Source organism: Aeromonas sp. 25-248 (assembly GCF_053005425.1).
The window spans coordinates 76192-100238 of sequence record NZ_JBRKTB010000008.1; the positions used below are offsets into that span (position 1 = coordinate 76192).

Consider the following 24047-nt stretch of genomic DNA (forward strand, 5'->3'; position numbering starts at 1 on the left):
AGGCGCAGGGATATTTTGGCAACAGCGGACAGAGCCTGGCGGGAAAATGATAAAAACACGATGTATCTCAACAGTTTTTGACAATATCTGTCGACTGTTCATGTGGTATCCAGGACGTGATAAGCATGATAACACGAGTAAAAAAGACCCCAAAGGCGGGCAGGGCGATTCAGAAATTTCTGCTTTATCTGATCCTCGTTAATTTTGGTTTGATGTGGCTCTATATCATGTATGCCGACGAGCTGACATTGGGCGCCAATCTACTGCTGACTTTTCTTCTCATCGTCTATAACCTGCTGCTCTGCCAGCTGGTGGTGCTGCGAGCCCGTCGGGTGGGGGATGGCTATATCATCTATCCCGTGGTGGGCGTCAGCATTATCCTGTGCGCCGTCGTGCTGTTCCGTTTCATCATTTCCCCGTGAAATCGATTAATTACGAGGCGCACTTCGCCGGGATGATTTAATTCCCCCATGAATAACTTGTGGAAAATCAATTCATTTAATCGGTAGTCCCATCACGCTGCGTCAATATGTTCCCCATGCCCGAGATCCTTGCTTGAAAAGCCCCCTGCTCGTCCTTAAACTTCATGGTGGAGAAAAGTGGATCAAAGTGGTTTTATTGGGCATCTAGCCCCCATAACTCACCTTCGGGGACTGCAATTTGTTGCGTGGCGCTCACGCCATCAGCCTGGACAGCAAGGGGCGGTTGGCGATTCCGACCAAATTTCGTGATTGGCTGCGCGACGAATGCGACGGCCAGCTGGTCTGCACCATCGACATCGCCCATCCCTGTCTGCTGCTTTATCCCCTGAATGAATGGGAAGAGGTGGAGCGCAAGCTGAAGACCCTTTCCAGCACCAACCCGGCGGAACGCCGCCTGCAGCGTCTGCTGCTCGGCCACGCGGCCGAATGCGAACTGGATGGCAATGGCCGTCTGCTGCTCAGCCAGCCGCTGCGCAGCCATGCCGGGCTGGACAAGAAGATCATGCTGGTGGGCCAGCTCAACAAATTCGAGCTGTGGGATGAAGCCCGCTGGCAACAACAGATCAACGACGACATCCTGGGCCTGCCCGAGGACGACTGGGCAAGTTCACCACGACTACAGGATTTTTCTTTATAAATGACCCAAGCCGCTGAACACATCACAGTGCTGTTGCACGAAGCCGTCGAAGGGCTGGCCATCAAGCCGGACGGTATCTACGTCGACGGTACCTTTGGCCGGGGTGGTCACTCTCGTCTCATTCTCCAGCATCTGGGCCCGAACGGCCGTCTGATCGCCATCGACCGGGATCCCCAGGCCATTGCCGAGGCGGCCAAGATCCAGGATCCCCGTTTCGAGATCGTGCACGGTCCCTTCTCCGGCATCACCCGCTATCTGACCGAACGCGGCCTGCTGGGCAAGGTCGATGGTTTCCTGCTGGATCTCGGTGTCTCCTCCCCCCAGCTTGACGATGCCGAGCGTGGCTTCAGCTTCATGAAGGACGGCCCGCTCGACATGAGGATGGATCCCACCTCCGGTCAGAGTGCCGCCGAGTGGCTGGCCCGTGCCGATGTGGACGACATCGCCTGGGTGCTGAAAACCTTCGGTGAGGAGCGCTTCGCCAAGAAGATTGCTCGCGCCATCGTGCACGATCGGGTGACCGAGCCCTATGTGCGCACCCGCCAGCTGGCGGAGATGATTGCCCGGGTCAACCCGAGTAAGGAGAAGGGAAAGCACGCGGCGACCCGCAGCTTCCAGGCCATCCGCATCTATATCAACAGCGAGCTGGACGAGATCGAAACCGCCCTCAACGGCGCGCTGGACGTGCTGGCTCCTCACGGTCGTCTCTCCGTCATCAGCTTCCACTCTCTGGAAGATCGGCTGGTGAAACATTTTATTCGCAAGCATGAGAAAGGTCCGGAAGTACCCCACGGGATCCCCCTGACCGAAGCCCAGCTTGCCGGTGGTCGCAAGCTGAAGTCGATCGGCAAGGCGCTCAAGCCTTCCGACCACGAGGTCAATGAAAACACCCGGTCCCGCAGCTCGGTGCTGCGGGTCGCAGAGCGTCTTGCGGAGTAAGCGATGAGCGATGTGCGTGTTCACCTCGCCAGGGAGATCGTTGCGGATCTCTGGCGCCACAAGTTGCAGGTCCTGTTGACCGTCGCCGTGCTGGTCACCGCCTTTGCGGTGATCCTGGTGACCAACATGACCCGGGGTCTGACGGCCAAGCAGAACGATCTGATGGCGGAGGAGGACAGGCTCAACATCGAGTGGCGCCACCTCTTGCTGGAACAGGGCACACTGGCTGAGCACTCCCGGGTGGCGAGTCTGGCCATGGACAAGTTGCAGATGGCTCGTCCCCTGGTGACCACTGAAAAGGTAATTACACAACCATGACACGCAAGGCCGCCACCAAGGCTCCGGCAAAGGACAAAGCCAAGGCGAAAGCACCCTCACTCTACCCGTGGCGCTTTCGTACCCTGGTTTTCTTCATCGGCATCGCGTTTGCGGGGCTGATCCTGCGGCTGGCCTGGATCCAGGTGATCGATCCGGACAGACTGCGCCAGGAGGGGGACATGCGCTCCCTGCGCACCACCTCCACCCAGGCGGTGCGCGGCATGATCACGGACCGCAATGGCGAACAGCTTGCGGTATCCGTGCCGGTCGAAGCGGTCTGGGCCGATCCTAAGACGGTGCATGAGTCCGGTGCCATCCACAACGAGCGTGCCTGGCTGGCACTCTCCGCCGTGCTCAAGCTCGACATCAACACCCTCAAGCATCGCATCGCCAACCCGAGCAAGCGCTTTGTCTATCTGCAGCGTCAGGTGACGCCTGCGGTGGCCGAGTACATCAAGGGATTGAAGCTGGGGGGCATCTATCTGCGCCCCGAGGCGCGCCGTTTCTACCCGACCGGCGAGATAAGCTCCCACTTGGTGGGGGTGACCAACATCGATGGCAGCGGCATCGAGGGGATTGAGCGCAGCTACAACGAGTGGCTGACCGCGACCCCTGGCGAGATGAGGGTGCGCAAGGACAGGCAGGGCCGCGTCATCGAGCGCCTGGGCCTGGTGAAAGAGGGCAAACACGCCAACGATCTGCAACTGAGCATCGATCAGCGGGTGCAGGCGCTGGCCTATCGCGCCCTCAAACGGGCCACCGACGAGAACAAGGCGACCTCCGGCTCCATGGTGATGCTGGATGTGAAGACCGGCGAGGTGCTCGCCATGGTCAACACCCCCTCCTACAACCCGAACAACCGCGGCCAGTACCAGAGTTTCCGGGTGCGAAACCGGGTGGTGACCGATACCTATGAGCCGGGTTCCACGGTCAAGCCATTGATTTTGCTTAGTGCCTTGCAAGCCGGTGTCACCAGCTGGAAGGACTTCATCCCGGGCGGTCCCCTCTTCATCGGGGCCAAGCAGATCCGTGACGTGAGTATCCACAAGGCGACCAACCTGTACGACATCCTGCGCTACTCCTCCAACATCGGCATGTCGCGCATCGCGCTGCGGATGCCGGCCCAGGAGATGATCAACACCCTGAGCATGGTGGGCTTCGGCATGGACACCGGCAGCGGCCTGATGGGGGAGAGCAGCGGCATGCTGCCCCAGCGTCGCCGCTGGTCCGACATTGAGCGAGCCACCCTGTCGTTCGGTTATGGTCTGCGAGTGACCCCGCTGCAGCTGGCCTCCGCCTACGCCACCTTGGCCAACAAGGGCAAGCGGGTACCGCTCTCCATCATCAAGGTGACCAAGCCGCCCAAGGGTGAGCAGGTCATCGATCACAACAACGCCGCTGCCATGTTGCAGGCGCTGGAGTACGTGGTCAGCAATGCCATTCCCAAGGCCCAGATCCCCGGTTATCGGGTCGGTGGCAAGAGTGGTACCGCCAAGGTGGCCGTGGCTGGGGGCTATGGCAAGGACTACATGGCCTGGTTTGCCGGTTTCGCGCCAGCCAGCAATCCCCGTTTCGTCATGGTGGTGGTGATCAACGAGCCCAAGGGGGATGCCTACTACGGCGGTGCTGTGGCGACCCCGCCCTTTGCGGAGGCCATGGGAGGCGTGTTGCAGCTCTTCAACATCCGTCCCGATGCGATCCCGCCCGAGGTACCCGCCAAGCTTGCCCGCACGGAGGCCAACAATGGCGCACCGCGTACTTGACGGGCATCCGGCTTTTTCCATCGGCCCCGCTGCTGTCGGGGCGTTTTCCATGGCGTGTACGAGCGCCCGCATTCCCGCATTTTCGGAGGCTTCCCATGCCGCCCCGCACACTTGATCAACTGATGAGCCGCTTCGGCATCGATGCACCGGCGCTTTCCCTCACCGATCTCCAGCTCGACAGCCGGCGGGTCGGTCCCGGCTCGCTCTTCGTGGCGATTCGTGGCCATCAGGTGGATGGCAGGCGCTTCATCGAACAGGCGGTGGCTCAGGGAGCGACCGCCGTGCTGTTTGAGGAGGACGGAGAATTCGTCCCTCCGGCGACCCAGATCCCCTGCATCGGCATGAGGGATCTTCCCGCTCGTCTCTCCGAGCTGGCCGGCCATTTCTACGGTCACCCTGCGCAAAAGTTGCAACTGGTGGGCATCACGGGCACCAACGGCAAGAGCACCACGGCCCTGCTGGTGGCCAACTGGCGCACCCTGCTGGGGGGCAAGGCCGGGGTCATGGGCACCATAGGCAACGGTCTGTTTGGCGAGCTCATCGAAGCAGAGAACACCACGGGCAGCGCGGTCCAGGTGCAGGCCAATCTGGCCGCCTTGCAGCAGCAGGGGGCCGATCTGGTGGCGATGGAGGTCTCCAGCCACGGTCTGGTGCAGCATCGCGTGGCGGCCCTGCCGTTTGCCGCGGCAGTCTTCACCAACCTGAGCCGGGATCATCTGGACTATCACGGCACCATGGAGGCCTATGCCGCCGCCAAGGAGGAGCTGCTGAAGCTGGTGGATGAGCCTTGCGCCGTCATCAACGCCGATGACCATCTGGGACGGCAATGGTTGGCGACCTATCCCGGTGCGGTGGCCTTCGGGGTTCATGGTCCGATTGAAAACCATGCCGGACGACAACTGACGGCGCAGGATCCCCATTTCCACCAACAAGGTTTTGATACGCGCATTAACTCCAGCTGGGGGAATGGTGTATTATCCGCCCCCTTGCTCGGCCGCTTCAACGTCAGCAACGTGCTGGGCGCCATGGGCGCCATGCTGGTGCTCGGCTACGACTTCGATGACCTGCTGGCGACGGCCCCCAGACTGCAACCGGTGACCGGTCGCATGGAGTGCTTCGGCGGTGGCGATGCGCCGCTCGCCGTGGTCGATTACGCCCACACCCCGGATGCGCTGGAGAAGGCATTGCAGGCCCTGCGGGTGCACTGTCGCGGCCGGCTCTGGTGCCTGGTGGGATGCGGCGGCGACAGGGATCGCGGCAAGCGTCCCATGATGGCTGCCATGGCGGAGCTGCATGCGGACTGCGTGATCCTGACCGACGACAATCCCCGTACCGAGGAGCCGGCCCGGATCATGGCCGACATGGTGGCGGGTCTTCGCGATCCCGGCGCCGTGCAGATTGAGCACGACAGGACCAAGGCAATCCAGTTGGCACTGAGCCAAGCGAGCAAAGAGGACATCATCCTGGTGGCCGGCAAAGGCCACGAGGATTATCAGATCATTGGAACCGACAAGCGGCACTACAGCGATCGGGAAACCGTCGCAGCCGCCTTGCACACATTAATGGAGTCATTCAAATGATGACCCTCAGGCTTGCCGACCTGGCGCAGGTGCTCGATGCCCGTCTGATCGGGGGCGACCATGAGATCACGGCGGTCAGCACCGACACCCGTACCCTGGGCGCGGGGGCGCTGTTCGTTGCCCTGCGCGGCGAGCGTTTCGACGCCCACGATTTCTGCGACCAGGCGGTTGCCGCCGGCGCCAGTGCCCTGCTGGTGGAGCGCGAATTGCCGCTGGCCATTCCACAACTGGTGGTGGGCGACACCCTCAAGGCGCTTGGGCGTCTGGGCAGGCTGGTGCGCGAGCGCATCAATCCGAAAGTGCTCGCCATCACCGGCAGCTGTGGCAAAACCACAGTGAAGGAGATGGCGACGGCCATCCTGCGTTGTGAAGGGGAGGTGCTGGCCACCGCCGGCAACTTCAACAACGAGGTGGGGGTGCCGCTGACCCTGCTGCGCCTCGAGCCGCAACACCAGTTCGCGGTGATGGAGCTGGGAGCCAACCACCCGGGCGAGATCGCCTGGACCACGTCGCTCGCCAGACCCGACGCCGCCATCATCAACAACGTCGCTGCCGCGCACCTGGAAGGCTTTGGCTCCCTGGAAGGGGTGTTCCATGCCAAGAGCGAAATCTTCGAAGGGTTAGGCGAGGGCGGCACCGCCATCGTCAATGCCGACAACGAGTTCTGGCCGAAGTGGCGTGAAAAGGGCATCCAGTGCGCCTTCTCCCTCGAGGATCAGCGTCAGCCGTTCCACGCCCGCGACATCGTGCTCAACGAGCAGGGTTGTGCCGGGTTCGTGATGGTGACGCCCCAGGGAGAGGTGAACCTGACCCTGGCCATTCCGGGCCGCCACAACGTGGCCAACGCCCTGGCTGCTGCCGCCGGGACCCTGGCCCTGGGCGCATCGCTTGCGTCCGTCAAGGCGGGGCTGGAGCAGATGGCGCCGGTCAAGGGCCGTTTCTGCGTGCAACGCTGGGGTGGCCTCACCCTGGTGGATGACACCTACAACGCCAGCGTGGAGTCCGTGCTGGCGGGTATCGATGCCCTGACCGCCATGAACGGCTACAAGGTGCTGGTATTCGGTGACATGAAAGAGTTGGGTGAGGAGTCCGCCGCGCAGCATGCCCGGGTCGGACACCACGCCCGTGAGCAGGGCCTCGATGCCGTGCTGACCGTAGGGGAACAGAGTCGCCACACCGCAGATGCCGCGGCTGGCCGACATTTCGATAACAAGGCGTCGTTGTTTGAAGTGCTTGCGCAAATGATAAAGACACATCAGGAAATTTCGATTCTGGTCAAGGGCGCCCGTGGCTCCCGCATGGAAGATATCGTCGAGATGGTCAAGGGCCATCAGGAGTCAGCCACATGCTAGTCTGGCTGGCGGAACTGCTCACCCCGCACTTCACCTTCTTCAACGTCTTCTCCTACCTGACGTTTCGCGCCATCCTGTCGATCATCACCGGTCTGGTGGTGGCGCTCTGGATGGGGCCGCGCCTCATCCGTCGCCTGCAGATCATGAAGTTCGGCCAGGTGATCCGCAACGACGGTCCCGAATCCCATCTCAGCAAGAAGGGCACCCCGACCATGGGCGGCCTGATGATCATTGCAGCCATTTTCACTTCTGTGCTGCTCTGGTGCCGCCTCGACAACCCCTATGTCTGGCTGGTGCTGTTCGTGCTGGGGGCCTATGGCGCCATCGGTTTTGCCGATGACTATCTCAAGGTGGTGCGCAAGAACACCGACGGCCTCATCGCCCGCTGGAAGTACTTCTGGCAGTCCGCGGTCGCGCTGGGTGTGGCAGTCTTCCTCTACGCCACGGCCACCCACGATGGTCAGACCCAGCTGGTGGTCCCCTTCCTCAAGGATGTGATGCCCCAGCTCGGCCTGATGTTCATCCTGCTGACCTACTTCGTCATCGTCGGTACTTCCAACGCGGTCAACCTGACCGATGGCCTGGATGGTTTGGCCATCATGCCGACCGTGATGGTGGCGGGAGGCTTCGCCCTGATCGCCTGGGCGACCGGCAACGTCAACTTCGCGAACTACCTGCACATTCCCTACGTGCCCTACACCTCCGAGCTGGTGATCGTCTGTACCGCTATTGTGGGCGCGGGTCTGGGTTTCCTCTGGTTCAACACCTACCCGGCCCAGGTCTTCATGGGGGACGTCGGTTCCCTGGCCCTGGGCGGCGCGCTCGGTACCATCGCGGTGCTGGTGCGCCAGGAGTTCCTGCTGGTGATCATGGGGGGCGTCTTCGTGATGGAGACCGTCTCGGTGATCCTGCAGGTCGGATCCTACAAACTGCGCGGCGTGCGGATCTTCCGCATGGCCCCCATCCATCACCACTATGAGAAGAAGGGCTGGCCGGAGCCGCGCGTCATCGTGCGCTTCTGGATCATCACCCTCATGCTGGTGCTGCTTGGCCTCGCCACCCTGAAGGTGAGGTAAGCCATGGTCATCATCATCGGACTGGGCAAAACCGGACTCTCCTGCGTCGATTACTTCCTCGACCGCGGCGTCACGCCGCTGGTGATGGACACCCGTGCCAATCCGCCGGGCAAGGACGAGCTTCCCCCCGAGGTGGAGCTCATCCACGGGCTGGACGCTGAGCGGCTCAAGCAGGCGCACATGATAGTGGCGAGCCCGGGCATCGCTCTGGCGACTCCGGAGTTGAAGGCCGCCGCCGAGTTCGGAGTGCGCATCGTCGGTGACATCGAACTGTTCGTGCGTGAAACCCAGACGCCCGTCATCGCCATCACCGGCTCCAACGGCAAGAGCACGGTCACCACGCTAGTGGGTGAGATGATCGCCGAGGCGGGACTCAAGGTCGGTGTGGGGGGCAATATCGGCACCCCGGCGCTGTCGCTCCTCAAGCAGCCCATGGATCTCTGCGTGCTGGAACTCTCCAGCTTCCAGCTCGAGACCACCTACAGCCTGCGGGCCGCCGCCTCCGTGGTCTTGAACCTCAGTGAAGATCATATGGATCGCTATGCCGGCATGGCGGATTACCGCGCCGCCAAGATGGAGATCCATCAGCACTCCCAGCACATCCTGATCAATCGCGACGATCCCCAGACCCTGCCCGATGTGGGTCAGGTGTGGCAGAGTTTCGGCCTCGACTGCAACGGCTACGGTCGCTGCGAGCTGGAGGGCCGTCACTGGCTGACTTTGCACGGTGAGCCGCTCCTGGCGGTGGACGAGATGAAGATAGTGGGTGCCCACAACCAGGCCAATGCCCTGGCGGCCATGGCCCTGTGCGATGCGGTGGGTATTCCCCGCGAGGCACAACTTGCCGTGCTGCGCCGCTTTGAAGGCCTGCCTCACCGTGCCCGCTTCGTGCGGGAGGTAAATGGGGTGCGCTGGATCAACGACTCCAAGGCCACCAACGTGGGGGCGACCCTGGCCGCCGTGGCCGGGGTGCGTGAAGCGGTCAAGGGCCGCCTGCTGCTGCTGGCCGGTGGCCAGGGCAAGGGCCAGGACTTCGGCCCGGTGCAGGCCCTGCTCGGCAGCCAGATCGATCACATGTACTGCTTTGGCCAGGATGCCGAGGTGCTGCTGGCCCTGGGCGAACAGACCGAGCGGGTTGCCGATCTTGACGCTGCTGTCGCCAAGGCGGCGGCCGACGCCAGGCCCGGAGACTGGGTGCTGCTGGCCCCGGCCTGCGCGAGCCTGGATCAGTTCAAATCCTTCGAAGCGCGCGGCGATCGCTTCACCGAACTGGTGATGGGCTTATGAACGCCCTGCGCGTGGTTGCGGGATTCTTGCAGCGCTGGTTGCTACCGGCGCGCCCCGCCGGTCTCTACGATCGGCAACTGGTGGTGCTGGCCCTCGCCCTGATGGGCGTCGGGCTGGTGATAGTGGCGTCCGCTTCCATCCCTGAGGGGATCGCCATCAACAACGATCCCTTCATGTTCGTGAAGCGCCACGGCATGTTCCTGGTGATGGCGCTGGGTATCTCCTGGTTCGTGTTGCAGGTACCCATGGCACGCTGGCAGCAGTACAACGGCCCCATGTTGTTGCTGGCCATCGTGCTGCTGGTGATGGTGTTGCTGGTGGGGCGCAGCGTCAACGGTTCGGTACGCTGGCTGCCGCTTGGCCCCTTCAACTTGCAGCCGGCCGAGTTCGGCAAGCTGGCGCTGTTCGTCTATCTGGCGGGCTATCTGGTGCGCCGCCAGAGCGAGGTGCGCGAACGCTTCATCGGTTTCATGAAACCCATGGCGGTGCTGTTCGTGGTGGCCATCCTGCTGCTGGCCCAGCCGGATCTCGGGTCAGTGGTGGTGATGTTCGTCACCTCCCTCGGGATGCTGTTCCTGGCCGGTGCCCGGCTGGTGCAGTTCATCGGTCTCATCCTGGTGGGGGTGAGCGCCGTGGTGACCCTGATCATCGCGGAGCCCTACCGGATGCGGCGGGTGACCTCTTTCCTCGACCCTTGGGCCGATCCCTTTGGCAGCGGCTATCAGCTGACCCAGTCCCTGATGGCCTTTGGTCGGGGGAGCTGGTTTGGCGAGGGGCTCGGCAACTCCATCCAGAAGATGGAGTACCTGCCGGAGGCCCACACCGACTTCGTGTTCGCCATTCTGGGCGAAGAGCTGGGCTACGTGGGGGTGCTTGGCGCACTCTTCCTGATTTTTGCGCTGGCGGTGAAGGCGCTCAAGCTGGGTCACCAGGCGCTGGTGGCCGAGCGGCTCTATGAAGGTTATCTGGCCATCGGCATCGGCATCTGGTTCAGCTTCCAGACTTTCGTCAACGTCGGTGCCGCCAGCGGCATGATGCCTACCAAGGGGCTGACCCTGCCGCTGGTCAGTTATGGCGGCTCCAGTCTCATCATCATGATGGTGGCGGTGAGCATGTTGATTCGTATCGATTTCGAGTTGCGCCAGGCGAGTGCCCAGGCGCGCGTGCGGGAGGTTGCGTGAGCAAGACGTTACTGGTGATGGCGGGTGGTACCGGGGGCCATGTGTTCCCCGGCCTGGCCGTCGCCGATCGCCTCAAGGCCCAGGGCTGGACCATCCACTGGCTCGGCACTGCCGACCGGATGGAGGCGGAGCTGGTGCCTGCCCATGGTTATCCCATCTCCTTCATCGACATCCAGGGGGTGCGTGGCAACGGCATCAAGCGTCTGCTCGCGGCGCCCTACCGTGTCATCAAATCCGTGCTGCAGGCCCGCCAGGTGCTCAAGACCATCCAGCCCGATGTGGTGCTGGGCATGGGGGGCTTTGCCTCCGGCCCGGGTGGCGTGGCCGCCTGGCTGTCCGGCATTCCGCTACTGCTTCACGAGCAGAATGCCGCCGCCGGCCTGACCAACAAGCTGCTGGCCCGTATCGCCAGGCGGGTACTGATGGCCTTCCCGGGTGCCTTCGCCCCCAATGCCCGCACCGCCGTGGTGGGCAACCCGGTGCGCCCCGAGGTGGTGGCGCTGCCGGATCCCCAACTGCGTAGCAGCAGTAATCCTCTGCGCCTGCTTGTGGTTGGTGGCAGCCTGGGGGCCCGGGTCCTCAACGAGCAGGTGCCTCCTGCGGTTGCAGCTGCCGGTGTGCCCATCGAGGTGCGTCACCAATGCGGCAAGGGCAACGGGGAGGCCGTGGCTGCTTCCTATGCCGGGCTGGGGGTCGAGGCCGAGGTGAGTGAATTTATCAAGGACATGGCGGATGCCTATGCCTGGGCGGACCTGGTGGTGTGCCGCGCCGGCGCATTGACCGTCTCCGAAGTGGCCGCCGCCGGTGTGGCCGCGATCTTCGTGCCCCTGCCTCATGCGGTGGACGATCACCAGACACGCAACGCCCTGACCCTGGTCGACGGCGGTGCGGCCGAGTTCCTGCCCCAGTCCGAGCTGACGCCGGCGGCTCTGGCGTCGCGCCTATCCTGGCTCGCCGGGCGCAGGGAAACCCTGTTGAACATGGCCCAGGCCGCGCGCCGGGTCGCCATCATCGATGCCGCCGAACGGGTTGCCGATGAGTGCAAACGGCTCGCCACCGGCTGAGCCAAACGAGATGGAAGGCCAAGATGTGCCGCCAAGGCCCCGCTTCTGTCTTCGAACTGATGAATGTCGCCGAATGAAAATGGCCTGTGGCCGCGAATTGAGAAAGAACTATGACCAAGGTTGAACTGGCAAAACTGCGTACCGTTATCCCCGAAATGCGCCGCGTGCGTCGCATCCACTTCATCGGCATCGGTGGCGCCGGTATGGGCGGTATTGCGGAAGTGCTTGCCAATGAAGGGTATCAGGTGACCGGCTCGGATCTGGCCCGCAACGGGGTGACCGAACGCTTGGCCTCTTTGGGCGCACACATTTTTGTCGGTCACAGTGCCGAGCATGTGGACGGTGCCAGCGTGGTGGTGGTTTCCACCGCCATCAAGCAGGACAACCCCGAGCTGCTGGCTGCCCGCGAGCTGCGTATTCCCGTGGTGCGCCGCGCCGAAATGCTGGCTGAGCTGATGCGCTTCCGTCACGGCATCGCCATCGCCGGGACCCACGGCAAGACCACCACCACCAGTCTGGTGGCGAGCATCTATGCCGAGGCGGATCGCGACCCCACCTTCGTCATCGGCGGTCTGCTCAACAGCGCCGGCACCAATGCCCGCCTGGGCAGCAGCCGTTATCTGATTGCCGAGGCGGACGAGAGCGACGCCTCCTTCCTGCATCTGCAACCCATGGTCTCCATCGTGACCAATATCGAAGCGGATCACATGGACACCTATGGTGGCGATTTCTCCAGGTTGAAGGCCACCTTCATCGATTTCCTGCACAACCTGCCGTTCTACGGCCTGGCCGTGGTGTGCGTGGATGACCCCGTGATCCGCGGCATGCTGCCGGAGATCGCCCGTCCTACCCTCACCTACGGTCTGAGCGATGATGCCGATGTGCAGGTGCTGGACTTCGTGCAGACCAGCAATCGCAGCCGCTTCCGGGTGCGCCGGGCAGGGGCGGGTGAGCTGGAGGTGACCCTGAATCTGCCGGGCATCCACAACGCCCTCAACGCCGCCGCTGCCATCGCGGTGGCCACCGAAGACGGCATCGGCGACGAGGCCATCATCCAGGCGCTCGCCAAGTTCGAAGGGGTGGGTCGCCGCTTCCAGCAATATGGCGAGTTCGAGACGGGTCGCGGCAAGGCCATGCTGGTGGACGACTACGGTCACCACCCGAGCGAGGTCAAGGTAACCATCAACGCCGCTCGTGCCGGCTGGCCCGAGAAGCGGCTGGTGATGGTGTTCCAGCCCCACCGCTACAGCCGGACCCGGGATCTCTACGAAGATTTCGCAGACGTGCTCTCCAAGGTGGACGTGCTGGTGATGCTGGAGGTCTATGCCGCCGGTGAGGAGCCCATCCCCGGTGCCGATGGTCGTGCCCTGTGCCGTTCCATCCGCTCCCGCGGCACCCTGGAGCCCATCTTTGTCGCAACGCCGGACGATGTGCCCGCGGTGCTGGCCGACCTGATTGGCGAGGGGGATCTGGTATTGACCCAGGGGGCGGGTAACGTCGGTGCGCTGGCCCGTCGTCTCGGCGAGATGAAATTGAGCGTGGATAGCATGAAATCCGGTGCCTGAGGGCCCAATGAGTATTTTGACCGCCAAGCCGAGGCCTATATAATGGCGAACCGGTCTGCAAGTGGCCGGCATGGCGCGTTTTACGGGGATCGATCGGGTGGAGGCAAGGGCACAAGGGCGCACCAAGGGGGGCTTCATCGCCGGGGTGGCATTTTTCATCCTGGTCATGTGGGGGCTCTACCAGACTGCGCTGGATGTTAAAGACTGGCTGACGGATGCCAGTCGGTTGCCCATGAGCGAGCTGTTGCTGCAGGGGCAACACGAATATTTGAAGGCCGATGAGTTGCGTGCTGCCGTGCTGGATGGTGCCGAACTTCGCAACTTCTTCGAGCTGGATGTGAACGAATTGCAGGCGCGTCTGAACGCTCTGCCCTGGGTGGCACAGGTCTCGGTACGAAAGAAGTGGCCGAACAAGATCAAGGTCTATCTCACGGAACAGGATGTGGCGGCTCGCTGGAACGGCAACCGCTTCGTCAACACCAAGGGTGAGGTATTCAGTGCCCCGGACAGGGTGAAGAAGCCCCTGATGCAGTTGTCCGGGCCCGATGATCAGGCCGCCAAGGTGCTGGAAGCCAGCCATCAGTACGAAACGCTGCTGGCGGCCAAGGGATACAAGTTGCTGGGGGTGAATCTGACCCCCCGCCATGCCTGGGAACTGACCCTGGATGGCAACATTCAGCTGTTTGTGGGGCGCTCGGATATCGCGCTTCGTCTGCAGCGGTTTATCGATGCCTTTCCGGTCATCGAGCCCCGTGAGCGGGTTGCTTACGTGGATCTTCGATACGACACCGGGATGGCAGTTGGCTGGAAGAAAAGCGAAGAGAAAGTGAATGACCAACACCGCAGATAGAAATTTGATTGTCGGACTGGATATCGGCACGACCAAGGTGGCGGTACTGGTTGGCGAAGTATTGCCCGATGGCGAACTCAATGTCATCGGCATGGGCAGCCACGCTTCTCGCGGGATGGAGAAGGGCGGGGTCAATGACCTCGACTCCGTGGTCAAGTCCCTGCGCCGCGCGGTGGAAGAGGCCGAGATGATGGCCGACTGCCAGATCAGTTCCGTCTATCTGGGGCTGTCCGGCAAGCACATCGATTGCCGCAACGAGACCGGTATGGTGCCCATCTCCGACGAAGAGGTGACCCAGGAGGATGTGGACAACGTCATCCACACCGCCAAGTCGGTGCGGTTGTCGGACGAGCTCCGGGTGCTGCACGTGCTGCCCCAGGAGTTCGCCATCGACTATCAGGAAGGGATCAAGAACCCGGTCGGCCTCTCCGGCGTGCGGATGGCAGCCAAGGTGCATCTCATCACCTGCCACAACGACATGGCGCGCAACATCGAGAAGTGTGTGGAGAAGGTGGGTCTGCGGGTGGATCAGCTGATCTTCTCCGCCCTGGCCTCCAGCTACGCCGTGCTGACCGAAGACGAGAAGGAGCTGGGTGTCTGCGTGGTGGACATCGGTGGCGGCACCATGGACATGTCGCTCTTTACCGGCGGCGCCCTGCGTCACACCAAGGTGATTCCCTATGCCGGCAGCACGGTGACCAGCGACATCGCCTATGCCTTCGGCACGCCGCCGCTGGATGCGGAGGCGATCAAGGTGCGCTACGGCTGCGCCCTCGGCCGCCTGGTCAGCAAGGAAGACAATATCGAAGTGCCCAGTGTCGGCGGTCGCCCGGCGCGCAGCCTGCAACGGCAGACACTGGCGGAAGTGATTGAACCCCGTTACACCGAGCTGCTCTCCATGGTGAATGACGAGCTGGTGCGGGTGCAGAGCGAATTGAAGGCACAGGGGGTCAAGCATCAGCTGGCCGCCGGTGTGGTTTTGACCGGTGGCGCGGCCCAGATCGAAGGCATTGTGGAGTGCGCAGAGCAGATCTTCCAGAGCCAGGTCCGGGTGGGCGAGCCCATGAATATCCGGGGATTGAGTGACTACGTACAGGCACCGGTGTACTCGACTGCGGTCGGGTTGTTGCAGTACGGCCGCACCAACCAATCCACCGGCAGTAACAAGGAATATGCCGCCAAGGCAAGCGTAGGTGGGCTGGTCAAACGGGTCAGCAACTGGTTGCGTGGCGAGTTCTAAAGATTTTGCTGAGTCAGGCAAATAAAGCGGAGAGACAACATGTTTGAATTTATGGATAGCCACACTGACGAAGCCGTCATCAAGGTGATAGGTGTGGGTGGCGGCGGCGGCAACGCAGTCGAGCACATGGTTCGTCAAAACATCGAAGGTGTCGAGTTCATCACCGTGAACACCGACGCCCAGGCACTGCGTAACTCCAGCGCCAATACCACCCTGCAGATCGGCGGTGGCATCACCAAGGGTCTGGGTGCCGGGGCCAACCCGGAAGTGGGTCGTGACGCCGCCATGGAAGACAGGGAAGCGCTGCGCGAGCTGCTGACCGGTTCCGACATGGTGTTCATCGCTGCCGGCATGGGTGGTGGTACCGGCACCGGCGCTGCCCCGATCGTGGCCGAAGTGGCCCGCGAGATGGGTATCCTGACCGTTGCCGTCGTGACCAAGCCGTTCTCCTTCGAAGGGAAGAAGCGGATGGGCTTCGCCGCTCACGGCATCGAAGAGCTCTCCAAGAACGTCGACTCCCTGATCACCATCCCCAACGACAAGTTGCTGAAGGTGCTGGGTCGCGGCATCTCCCTGCTGGACGCCTTCAAGGCGGCCAACGACGTGCTGCTGGGTGCGGTGCAAGGCATCGCCGAACTGATCACCCGCCCGGGCCTCATCAACGTCGACTTCGCGGACGTGCGGACCGTGATGCGCGAGATGGGTACCGCCATGATGGGTACCGGCTCCGCCTCCGGTGACGACCGTGCCGAAGAAGCGGCCGAGAAGGCCATCTCCAGCCCGCTGCTGGAAGACGTGGATCTGGCCGGTGCCCGCGGCATCCTGGTCAACATCACTGCTGGCATGGACATGACCATCGAAGAGTTCGAGACCGTGGGTAACGCGGTCAAGGCCTTCGCGTCCGAGAACGCTACCGTGGTGGTGGGTACCGTAATCGACCCGGAAATGCACGACGAACTGCGCGTTACCGTAGTGGCGACCGGTATCGGTGCCGAGCGCAAGCCCGACATCACTCTGGTCAAGAACAACATGGTTCAAGAGCGTCCGGCCCGTCAGCCCCTGATCAGCGAAGCCCTGCAGTCTCGCGTGATGGAAGAGGCCCCGGCCAAGGTGGTGAACGCCGAGCCGCAAGCTCGTCGCGAACCGGATTATCTCGATATTCCTGCGTTCCTGCGCAAGCAGGCAGACTAAGCCTCTGATGGCTCTGGTTTGTTTGTTGCTTAAGGATTGTGCTAAGATGGCCCGGCAACGACCATCTGGTCAGGAATTTGAGCTGTTAAAGCGGATACGCCCATGATTAGACAAAGAACCTTGAAAACGAGTGTCCAGGCCACCGGTGTGGGCCTGCATTCGGGCCGGAAAGTCACTATGACGTTCCGTCCGGCGCCTGTTAACACAGGGATCGTTTACTTGCGTACCGATCTGAATCCTGTGGTCGCGCTGCCAGCCAACGCCGATCAGGTGCGTGATACCGTGCTTTGTACCGCTCTGGTGAACGAAGCCGGTGTTCGCGTGTCGACCATCGAACATCTGTCTGCCGCTCTGGCCGGGATGGGCATCGACAACCTCTATGTCGAGGTTGATGCCCCCGAGATCCCGGTAATGGACGGCAGTGCGCATCCGTTCATCTATCTGCTGCAGGAAGTGGGTATTCGTGAACAGAACGCACCCAAGCAGTTCGTGCGGATCAAGCAGAGCATCCGGGTTGAAGACGGCGACAAGTGGGCGGAATTCCACCCCTATCGCAACGGCTTCAAGATGGATCTCGAGATCGATTTCCAGCATCCGGTGTTTGAAGGCCGCAACCAGCGTTGCGTGCTGGACTTCTCCGGCAGCTCCTTCGTGAAAGAGATCAGCCGTGCCCGTACCTTCGGCTTCATGCGTGACATCGAGTACCTGCGTTCCCAGAACCTGGCACTGGGCGGCAGCCTGGAAAACGCCGTGGTGCTGGATGACTACCGGGTGCTGAACGAAGATGGTCTGCGCTACGAAGACGAGTTCGTGAAGCACAAGATGCTGGATGCCATCGGCGATCTGTACATGTGCAATCGCAGTATCATCGGTGAATTCCGTGCCTACAAGACGGGCCATGCCCTGAACAACAAGCTGCTGCGTGCCCTGCTGGCCCAGCAGGAGGCCTGGGAACTGGTGACCTTCGAGGGTGAGGGCGACAAAGCGCCCATCGCTTACTACGACAACGGTCTGGTTCTGGCCTGATAGCTGTGCAACAGGACGTCGGTCATCTCTCCGCACCGACGTCCTGTCATTTGTTTATTCCATCCTTTAATACCGATTATCTCCCGGTTTTATTGCCCGTGCAGGCCCTTGGCCTCACCTGACCGAGAAGACAGATTTCTATGAGCATTACCCTGATCCTCCACGGTAAGCAGCGCCGCAGGTTGCACTTACCCAAACAACGTCTGGCCTGGGTCGGCGGTATTCTCTTCACTGTATTGGCCTTGGGGGGCGGCTGGCTCTGGCAGAGCTGGCAGCAGAAAATGGAGGCGCTGGAAGTGGCGCTGACCCTGGCGCAGCAGCAAAAATCCACGCAAGGGGCCGATGAAGCCCGCGAACAGCTTGCCATGCTGGCCGCCCAGGTGGGCACCATGCAGGGACAACTTGGTCGCCTCAACGCCCTCGGCGAGCGCCTGACCGAGAAGGCGGACCTCGATCCCGAGGAGTTCAACTTCAAGGAGCTGCCCCCGATGGGCGGCCCTTCCTACGATGCAGACCTGGAAGTCAGCCTGGGTGAACTGCAAGATTCCATGGAACACCTCAGCCGTCAGCTCAGCAGCCGCGAAGAACAGCTGTCGGTACTTGAATCCTTCATCATGAACCACCATATCACCGATGCGGGATTCATCCCCGGCTCACCGGTCAAGCAGGAGCGTGTCTGGATCTCCTCCGGTTTCGGTGGGCGGGTCGATCCGTTCAACGGTCGCGCCAAGATGCACAAAGGGGTGGATTTCCGCGGCAGGCCCGGCACCCCCATCCTGGCGACAGGCAAGGGGATTGTCAGCTGGGCGGGGCGCCATCCGGAGTTTGGCAACATGGTGGAGATTGACCATGGCAATGGTCTGGTCACCCGCTATGCCCACAATTCCAAGTTACTGGTGGATGTGGGCACCCTGGTCGATGAGGGCCAGAAGATTGCCCTGATGGGGCGAACCGGTCGTGCAACCGGAGTTCATTTGCATTACGAAGTGTTGAAAGATGGTCGTCAGGTCAACCCCGCGCGCTTTCTGAATGCCAGACGGGGTTAGGTTTTTTCTTCAGGTTCCAGTGACGGAACGCTTATATAACCAAAACAGTTGGTACCCATGATTAGCACACTGCTCACCAAGATTATCGGCAGCCGGAACGACAGAACGCTCAAGGCTTTGCGCAAAATTGTAAAACAAATCAATGCGATGGAGCCTCAGTTCGAGGCACTGTCCGATCAGGAACTGCAGGCGAAGACCGCCGAGTACCGTCAGCGTCTGGAGCAGGGCGAAACACTGGAGCAGTTGCTGCCGGAAGCGTTCGCCACCGTCCGTGAAGCCTCCCGCCGTGTGTTCGGCATGCGTCACTTCGACGTCCAGCTGATCGGCGGCATGGTGCTGAACTCCAACCGCATCGCCGAAATGAAGACAGGTGAAGGTAAAACCCTGACGGCCACGCTGCCGGCCTACCTGAACGCCCTGACCGGCCGCGGTGTGCATGTCGTGACGGTGAACGACTATCTGGCCAAGCGTGATGCGGAAGCCAACCGCCCGCTGTTCGCCTTCCTCGGCATGACGGTGGACTGCAACGTGCCCGGCATGGATGCGTCCCAGAAGCGCGATGCCTACGCTGCCGACATCACCTACGGTACCAACAACGAATTCGGTTTCGACTACCTGCGCGACAACATGGCATTCTCGCCGGAGCAGCGCGTACAGCGTCCTCTCAACTACGCGCTGGTGGATGAGGTGGACTCGGTGCTCATCGATGAAGCCCGCACCCCGCTCATCATCTCCGGTCCGGCGGAAGACAGCTCCGCCATGTACACCCAGATCAACAAGTTGATCCCGCTGCTGGTCAAGCAGGACAAGGAAGACTCCGAGGAGTACACCGGCGACGGCCACTACACGGTGGACGAGAAGAACCGCCAGGCGCTGCTGACCGAAAACGGCCAGATCTTCGTGGAAGAGCTGCTCAAGAAAGAGGGGCTGCTGGCCGAGGATGACTCCCTGTTCTCCGCCACCAACATCAGCCTGCTGCATCACGTCAATGCCGGCCTGCGCGCGCACACCCTGTTCGAGCGCAACGTCGACTATATCGTCCAGAAGGACGAGATCGTCATCGTCGACGAGCACACCGGCCGCACCATGCCGGGTCGTCGCTGGTCAGACGGTCTGCACCAGGCGGTCGAAGCGAAGGAAGGGGTCAAGATCCAGAACGAGAACCAGACCCTGGCCTCCATCACCTTCCAGAACTACTTCCGTCTGTACGACAAGCTGGCGGGCATGACCGGTACTGCGGATACCGAAGCCTTTGAATTCCAGCAGATCTATGGCCTGGATACCGTGGTCATCCCGACCAACAAGCCGATGGTGCGCAAGGACATGGGCGATCTCGTCTACCTGACCGCCCAAGAGAAATACGCGGCCATCGTGCAGGACATTCGCGAGTGCGTGAAGCGCGGCCAGCCCGTGCTGGTCGGTACCGTCTCCATCGAGAACTCCGAGCTGCTCTCCGGCATCCTGACCAAGGAAAATATCCCGCACAAGGTACTGAACGCCAAGTTCCATGCCATGGAAGCGGAGATCGTCGCCCAGGCCGGCCAGACCGGCGCCGTCACCATCGCCACCAACATGGCCGGTCGTGGTACCGACATCGTGCTGGGCGGCAACTGGCAGGCGGAGATCGCCCAGTTGGAAAACCCGTCAAGCGAGCAGATTGCCGAGCTGAAAGCGGCCTGGCAGGTGCGTCATGACGAAGTGCTGGCGGCCGGTGGCCTGCACATCATCGGTACCGAGCGTCACGAATCCCGTCGTATCGACAACCAGCTGCGCGGCCGTTCCGGTCGTCAGGGTGATCCGGGTTCCTCCCGCTTCTACCTCTCCATGGAAGATACCCTGATGCGGATCTTCGCCTCCGACCGCGTGACCGGCATGATGAAGAAGCTGGGCATGGAAGAGGGCGAAGCCATCGAGCATCCCTGGGTGACCAAGGCCATCGAGAATGCCCAGCGCAAGGTGGAAGGTCGCAACTTCGACATCCGTAAAAACCTGCTCGAGTTTGACGACGTGGCCAACGATCAGCGCAAGGTGGTCTACGAGCAGCGCAACGAACTGCTGGACACCAACGACATCTCCGAGACCATTCACGTCATCCGTGACGACGTCTACGGCGCCATCATCGATGAGTACATCCCGCCCCAGTCCTTGGAAGAGATGTGGGACGTGCCGGGTCTGGAAGCGCGTCTGAAGTCCGATTTCGCCCTGGATCTGCCGCTGCAGCAGTGGCTGGCGGAAGACGACAAGCTGTATGAAGAGAAGCTGCGCGAACGCATCCTGGATGAAGCCACCAAGCTCTATGCCCACAAGGAAGAGCTGGTCGGCAAGGAGGTGCTGCGCAACTTCGAGAAGGCGGTGATGCTGCAAACGCTGGATGGTCTGTGGAAGGAGCACCTGGCGGCCATGGATCACCTGCGCCAGGGCATCCATCTGCGCGGCTACGCACAGAAGAACCCCAAACAGGAGTACAAGCGCGAATCCTTCGATCTGTTTACCCAGATGCTGGAGACCCTCAAGCGCGACGTGGTCAGCATCCTGAGCCGGGTACAGGTGCAGGAGCGGGATGTGGAGGCGATGGAAGAGCAGCAGCGCCAGCAGGCCGAAGCCGCTCCCCGTACCTACACCCATGCCACGGCCGAAAACCAGCTGGCTGACGAGGATACGGGTGGGGCCGAGGGCCATACCACCTTCGTGCGCGACGAGCAGAAGATCGGGCGCAACGATCCCTGCCCCTGTGGTTCGGGTAAAAAATACAAGCACTGTCACGGTCAGCTGACCTGACACCCTGCCATGATGAATACACCGCCTCCGGGCGGTGTATTCATTTTCGGACCAAGGAGGGGACGATGAGCAGATTGCCGGCGGGATGGGATGGGGAGGCACATGGGCACTGGCTGCAGGAGAGACGCCAGGAGGCGATCCGTTGTGTGCTGAGCAGGCTGAACGCAGAGACGAACAAATCCGTTCCCCTACAACTGCAGTTTGCCTATTACCTCTTTTTATCCGGCGATCCCGCCTCGGCGGCACAGGTGCTGACGCTGGCGTACCGGTCCGCGCCCGATAACACTGAGGTGCTGCGCAATCTCTGTGTCTGCCTCTCGCGCTCCGATCAACATGAGCGGGCCGTGACGCACCTGGTCGAACTGGTGCGGCGCGAGCCGGATGATTATCTGGTCCATGACGGGCTTTGCACTTCCCTTGCCAAGCTAGGACGCTATGAAGAAGCGGCACAAGCGGGAACCCGTGCCCTGACTCTCAAGGATGAGGCCGTCTCGCAGCCCGTCGCGGGGTGGGTGCTGCCGGCAGAGGGACCGGATGTCTGGCTCGCGGAGCAGGGGGAGAAGCAGGCAGTCATCGCCTTCTCCTTGTGGGGGGCACAGCCCCGCTATTTGCGGGGAGCGCTCGACAATGTGCTGGCCGCCGCTTACCTCTATCCGGGCTGGCGGGTGCGCTTTTATGTGGATGGCAGTGTCTCTCAGGGGTTTCTGGCCTGCCTGCAGGAACATGGCGCAGAGATAAAGGTGCAGCCCGATGGCCAATCCCAGCGTCAGCGCCTCTGCTGGCGCTTCCTGGTCGCCAATGATCCCGGAGTGGGGCGCTTCCTTGTGCGCGATGCGGACTCCGTGCTGAATCTGCGGGAGCGGCTGGCGGTCGATGACTGGCTTGCATCGGGGCGCTGGTTCCATATCATGCGTGACTGGTGGAGCCACACCGATCTGGTGCTGGCCGGCATGTGGGGCGGTGTGGCCGGTGTGCTACCTCCCCTTGCGCCGCTGATGGCGAGCTATCAGCCCAGTACCATGGAAACACCGAACATCGACCAGTGGTTCTTGCGAGACTGTTTATGGCGCTATCTGCGCCAGAGCGCGCGGGTACACGATCGTTGTTTCACTCCGCCCGGTGCGGTGCCCTGGCCGCAGGTTGCGCCGCCGGGCAATGAGCATGTCGGGCAGGATCTCTTCAGGGCCTGGGGGGATCAGCAGGCCATTCGGCTTGCCCCCTGGATCGCCCGTTTGCCGTGTTTACGCTGAGGACAATGATGGAACAGAAGAAACGGATCTGGGTGGCGGTGGGCGTCATCGAGAACGAACGGGGCGATATCTTCATCGCCAAACGCTCAGCCGATCGCCATCAGGGGGACCGCTGGGAGTTTCCCGGTGGCAAGGTGGAGTCGGGGGAGGATCTGCTCACCGCGCTGGACAGGGAATTGTGGGAAGAGATCGGGATCCGGGTGCAGGATTGTGCCCCCTTCATGGAGCTGCACCACGACTACCCCGACAAGCAGGTCTTGCTGGATATCTGGAAGGTGACCCGCTTCCACGGCGAGCCCTTTGGCAAGGAGGGACAGGAGTGCCGCTGGGTGCCACTGGCCTCGCTGCACGAATACCACTTCCCGGATGCCAACGGCCCCATCGTCGCGCGGTTGCAGGCCTCGCTTGCCTGAAAGGATCGATACCAACGAAAAAGGGCCTGAGGGCCCTTTTTTGATCGTGAAGTGTTCATTGCCAGGGATCGCCCTGTTCCGGGTCGGGCAGCAGATCCGGGTTGATCTCGCCCGGGATGCGCTTCTGTTCATCCGCCCACTCGCCGAGGTCGATCAGCTGGCAGCGCTTGCTGCAGAAGGGGCGAAACGGGCTCTGCGGACCCCATTCGATCTCGCTCTGACAGGTCGGACACTTTACCTTGGTTACCATGGGGCGCTCCTCAACAACAGGCGAGCTGGAAGGAGACGTCGCCTATCTGCTGCTCCGTCGTCGGCAGGAAGCGCAGGGCGAAGCGGTTCTTGTGGCCGCTCAGGGTCGGATAGCAGGGCTGGGTGCCCGCCAGACGGATGCGGATCAGTTCAGCCCCTTCGGCGGTATCCTGGAAGAAGCCGTTGGTGGCCACCTGGTCGCTGAAGTTGCCCGACTCGCGCCACAGGCGCAGCAACAGGGAGATGGCGTTCATCAACAGGGTGATGTCACTCAGCCATTGCTGCATCTGCTGGTGGCGGGTGACGGCCGGGGTCGCCAGCCAGTGGTGCAGTTGCGGCACATCGAAGGCGCACAGACCACCCGGAATGGAGAAGCGCTGACGAATGGAGCCGAGCAGGCGATCCTCTTTCAGACGGGCACCGGGGCGCGGGGAGTTCAGCAAGTTGCGGGAGAGCTGGGTACTCTCCTGCTGCATCCGCTGGATCTGCTCGAGATCGACGTCAGGTAGACTGGCCCAGTGGCTCAGGCGTTGGCCGAGGCGTTCCAGATCCTTGATGAGATCGGCACGCAGGTCACCACGCTCCAGCAACTCCTGCAAATCGAACAACCCCTTGAAGAAGGCGATATGTGCCCAGGACTGGTCACTCTCCAGATTGTCGCGGATCTGGGAAAACAGGGACTCCAGACGAAGATAGGTCCGGCTTTTTTCATTGAGGGGAAAATCGTAAATCATGCCTAATCCTGGCCAGCCATAAACCG

At 61.9% G+C, this 24047-nt stretch carries 22 protein-coding genes; 20 read left to right on the forward strand and 2 right to left on the reverse strand.

The features are described from left to right. The first annotated feature begins 125 nt into the window (after window positions 1–125). The 20 genes from ACVDHI_RS13065 (at window position 126) to mutT (ending at window position 23038) form a co-directional block, all read left to right on the forward strand. Window positions 126–422, forward strand: a complete 297-nt coding sequence (locus ACVDHI_RS13065) for a hypothetical protein (RefSeq protein WP_041211797.1) — start codon at window positions 126–128, stop codon at window positions 420–422. Between the two features lie 238 nt (window positions 423–660). Further along, complete coding sequence (gene mraZ, locus ACVDHI_RS13070; RefSeq protein WP_223953960.1) at window positions 661–1119, forward strand: division/cell wall cluster transcriptional repressor MraZ; 459 nt, start codon at window positions 661–663, stop codon at window positions 1117–1119. Further along, the gene (gene rsmH, locus ACVDHI_RS13075) at window positions 1120–2058 is read left to right on the forward strand and encodes a 16S rRNA (cytosine(1402)-N(4))-methyltransferase RsmH (protein WP_042015088.1); all 939 of its coding nucleotides are present in this window, start codon (window positions 1120–1122) and stop codon (window positions 2056–2058) included. It abuts the gene before it with no gap. Window positions 2059–2061: 3 nt separating this feature from the next. Further along, on the forward strand, window positions 2062–2376 hold the full coding sequence (gene ftsL, locus ACVDHI_RS13080) for a cell division protein FtsL (protein WP_010675842.1): 315 nt from the start codon (window positions 2062–2064) through the stop codon (window positions 2374–2376). After that, window positions 2373–4139, forward strand: coding sequence for a peptidoglycan glycosyltransferase FtsI (locus ACVDHI_RS13085; protein ID WP_010675841.1), 1767 nt, complete (start codon window positions 2373–2375; stop codon window positions 4137–4139). The genes ftsL and ACVDHI_RS13085 overlap by 4 nt, the downstream gene beginning before the upstream one ends. A 95-nt stretch (window positions 4140–4234) precedes the next feature. Next, window positions 4235–5719, forward strand: coding sequence for a UDP-N-acetylmuramoyl-L-alanyl-D-glutamate--2,6-diaminopimelate ligase (gene murE, locus ACVDHI_RS13090; RefSeq protein WP_447212161.1), 1485 nt, complete (start codon window positions 4235–4237; stop codon window positions 5717–5719). Then, complete coding sequence (gene murF, locus ACVDHI_RS13095; protein ID WP_201969874.1) at window positions 5716–7071, forward strand: UDP-N-acetylmuramoyl-tripeptide--D-alanyl-D-alanine ligase; 1356 nt, start codon at window positions 5716–5718, stop codon at window positions 7069–7071. The genes murE and murF overlap by 4 nt, the downstream gene beginning before the upstream one ends. Then, entirely contained in the window at window positions 7065–8147 is a 1083-nt protein-coding gene (mraY, locus tag ACVDHI_RS13100; protein ID WP_010675838.1) for a phospho-N-acetylmuramoyl-pentapeptide-transferase, read from the forward strand. Before murF ends, mraY begins: the two co-directional genes overlap by 7 nt. Before the next feature lie 3 nt (window positions 8148–8150). After that, window positions 8151–9434, forward strand: a complete 1284-nt coding sequence (gene murD, locus ACVDHI_RS13105) for a UDP-N-acetylmuramoyl-L-alanine--D-glutamate ligase (protein WP_042015091.1) — start codon at window positions 8151–8153, stop codon at window positions 9432–9434. Next, complete coding sequence (gene ftsW, locus ACVDHI_RS13110) at window positions 9431–10615, forward strand: cell division protein FtsW (protein WP_042880174.1); 1185 nt, start codon at window positions 9431–9433, stop codon at window positions 10613–10615. The genes murD and ftsW overlap by 4 nt, the downstream gene beginning before the upstream one ends. Beyond that, on the forward strand, window positions 10612–11679 hold the full coding sequence (gene murG / locus ACVDHI_RS13115) for an undecaprenyldiphospho-muramoylpentapeptide beta-N-acetylglucosaminyltransferase (protein ID WP_042880173.1): 1068 nt from the start codon (window positions 10612–10614) through the stop codon (window positions 11677–11679). Before ftsW ends, murG begins: the two co-directional genes overlap by 4 nt. A 110-nt stretch (window positions 11680–11789) precedes the next feature. Further along, the gene (gene murC, locus ACVDHI_RS13120) at window positions 11790–13244 is read left to right on the forward strand and encodes a UDP-N-acetylmuramate--L-alanine ligase (RefSeq protein WP_167826409.1); all 1455 of its coding nucleotides are present in this window, start codon (window positions 11790–11792) and stop codon (window positions 13242–13244) included. Window positions 13245–13341: 97 nt separating this feature from the next. Beyond that, a complete protein-coding gene (locus ACVDHI_RS13125) occupies window positions 13342–14094 on the forward strand; it encodes a cell division protein FtsQ/DivIB (RefSeq protein WP_029314839.1) in 753 nt (250 codons plus the stop codon). Then, a complete protein-coding gene (gene ftsA / locus ACVDHI_RS13130; protein ID WP_010675832.1) occupies window positions 14075–15334 on the forward strand; it encodes a cell division protein FtsA in 1260 nt (419 codons plus the stop codon). Before ACVDHI_RS13125 ends, ftsA begins: the two co-directional genes overlap by 20 nt. A gap of 39 nt (window positions 15335–15373) precedes the next feature. Next, window positions 15374–16525 carry a cell division protein FtsZ gene (gene ftsZ / locus ACVDHI_RS13135; protein ID WP_005305686.1) on the forward strand — a complete coding sequence of 384 codons (1152 nt, stop codon included), beginning with the start codon at window positions 15374–15376 and terminating at the stop codon, window positions 16523–16525. Window positions 16526–16627: 102 nt separating this feature from the next. After that, complete coding sequence (gene lpxC, locus ACVDHI_RS13140; protein WP_010675831.1) at window positions 16628–17551, forward strand: UDP-3-O-acyl-N-acetylglucosamine deacetylase; 924 nt, start codon at window positions 16628–16630, stop codon at window positions 17549–17551. A gap of 140 nt (window positions 17552–17691) precedes the next feature. Continuing rightward, on the forward strand, window positions 17692–18597 hold the full coding sequence (locus tag ACVDHI_RS13145) for a M23 family metallopeptidase (protein ID WP_039040495.1): 906 nt from the start codon (window positions 17692–17694) through the stop codon (window positions 18595–18597). 57 nt (window positions 18598–18654) lie between these two features. After that, window positions 18655–21375, forward strand: a complete 2721-nt coding sequence (secA, locus tag ACVDHI_RS13150) for a preprotein translocase subunit SecA (protein WP_041211791.1) — start codon at window positions 18655–18657, stop codon at window positions 21373–21375. 65 nt (window positions 21376–21440) lie between these two features. Next, entirely contained in the window at window positions 21441–22625 is a 1185-nt protein-coding gene (locus ACVDHI_RS13155) for a tetratricopeptide repeat protein (protein ID WP_447212162.1), read from the forward strand. An 8-nt stretch (window positions 22626–22633) separates the two neighbouring features. Beyond that, the gene (mutT, locus tag ACVDHI_RS13160) at window positions 22634–23038 is read left to right on the forward strand and encodes an 8-oxo-dGTP diphosphatase MutT (protein ID WP_174213873.1); all 405 of its coding nucleotides are present in this window, start codon (window positions 22634–22636) and stop codon (window positions 23036–23038) included. A 55-nt stretch (window positions 23039–23093) separates the two neighbouring features. On the opposite strand, the gene yacG is transcribed toward mutT, so the two are convergent. Continuing rightward, window positions 23094–23288: a DNA gyrase inhibitor YacG gene (gene yacG, locus ACVDHI_RS13165; protein ID WP_039040499.1), complete on the reverse strand. Its 195-nt coding sequence runs from the start codon at window positions 23286–23288 to the stop codon at window positions 23094–23096. A 10-nt stretch (window positions 23289–23298) separates the two neighbouring features. After that, a complete protein-coding gene (gene zapD, locus ACVDHI_RS13170) occupies window positions 23299–24021 on the reverse strand; it encodes a cell division protein ZapD (protein WP_010675825.1) in 723 nt (240 codons plus the stop codon). Between the last annotated feature and the right edge of the window lie 26 nt (window positions 24022–24047).

Excerpts from the sequence above, each read along its gene's own strand:
- ACVDHI_RS13065 (WP_041211797.1), top strand. The coding sequence starts at position 126 with ATGATAACACGAGTAAAAAAGACCCCAAAGGCGGGCAGGGCGATTCAG.
- rsmH (WP_042015088.1), top strand. The coding sequence starts at position 1,120 with ATGACCCAAGCCGCTGAACACATCACAGTGCTGTTGCACGAAGCCGTC.
- ftsL (WP_010675842.1), top strand. The coding sequence starts at position 2,062 with ATGAGCGATGTGCGTGTTCACCTCGCCAGGGAGATCGTTGCGGATCTC.
- ACVDHI_RS13085 (WP_010675841.1), top strand. The coding sequence starts at position 2,373 with ATGACACGCAAGGCCGCCACCAAGGCTCCGGCAAAGGACAAAGCCAAG.
- murE (WP_447212161.1), top strand. The coding sequence starts at position 4,235 with ATGCCGCCCCGCACACTTGATCAACTGATGAGCCGCTTCGGCATCGAT.
- murF (WP_201969874.1), top strand. The coding sequence starts at position 5,716 with ATGATGACCCTCAGGCTTGCCGACCTGGCGCAGGTGCTCGATGCCCGT.
- mraY (WP_010675838.1), top strand. The coding sequence starts at position 7,065 with ATGCTAGTCTGGCTGGCGGAACTGCTCACCCCGCACTTCACCTTCTTC.
- murD (WP_042015091.1), top strand. The coding sequence starts at position 8,151 with ATGGTCATCATCATCGGACTGGGCAAAACCGGACTCTCCTGCGTCGAT.
- ftsW (WP_042880174.1), top strand. The coding sequence starts at position 9,431 with ATGAACGCCCTGCGCGTGGTTGCGGGATTCTTGCAGCGCTGGTTGCTA.
- murC (WP_167826409.1), top strand. The coding sequence starts at position 11,790 with ATGACCAAGGTTGAACTGGCAAAACTGCGTACCGTTATCCCCGAAATG.
- ftsA (WP_010675832.1), top strand. The coding sequence starts at position 14,075 with ATGACCAACACCGCAGATAGAAATTTGATTGTCGGACTGGATATCGGC.
- ftsZ (WP_005305686.1), top strand. The coding sequence starts at position 15,374 with ATGTTTGAATTTATGGATAGCCACACTGACGAAGCCGTCATCAAGGTG.
- lpxC (WP_010675831.1), top strand. The coding sequence starts at position 16,628 with ATGATTAGACAAAGAACCTTGAAAACGAGTGTCCAGGCCACCGGTGTG.
- ACVDHI_RS13145 (WP_039040495.1), top strand. The coding sequence starts at position 17,692 with ATGAGCATTACCCTGATCCTCCACGGTAAGCAGCGCCGCAGGTTGCAC.
- secA (WP_041211791.1), top strand. The coding sequence starts at position 18,655 with ATGATTAGCACACTGCTCACCAAGATTATCGGCAGCCGGAACGACAGA.
- ACVDHI_RS13155 (WP_447212162.1), top strand. The coding sequence starts at position 21,441 with ATGAGCAGATTGCCGGCGGGATGGGATGGGGAGGCACATGGGCACTGG.
- mutT (WP_174213873.1), top strand. The coding sequence starts at position 22,634 with ATGGAACAGAAGAAACGGATCTGGGTGGCGGTGGGCGTCATCGAGAAC.
- yacG (WP_039040499.1), bottom strand. The coding sequence starts at position 23,288 with ATGGTAACCAAGGTAAAGTGTCCGACCTGTCAGAGCGAGATCGAATGG.
- zapD (WP_010675825.1), bottom strand. The coding sequence starts at position 24,021 with ATGATTTACGATTTTCCCCTCAATGAAAAAAGCCGGACCTATCTTCGT.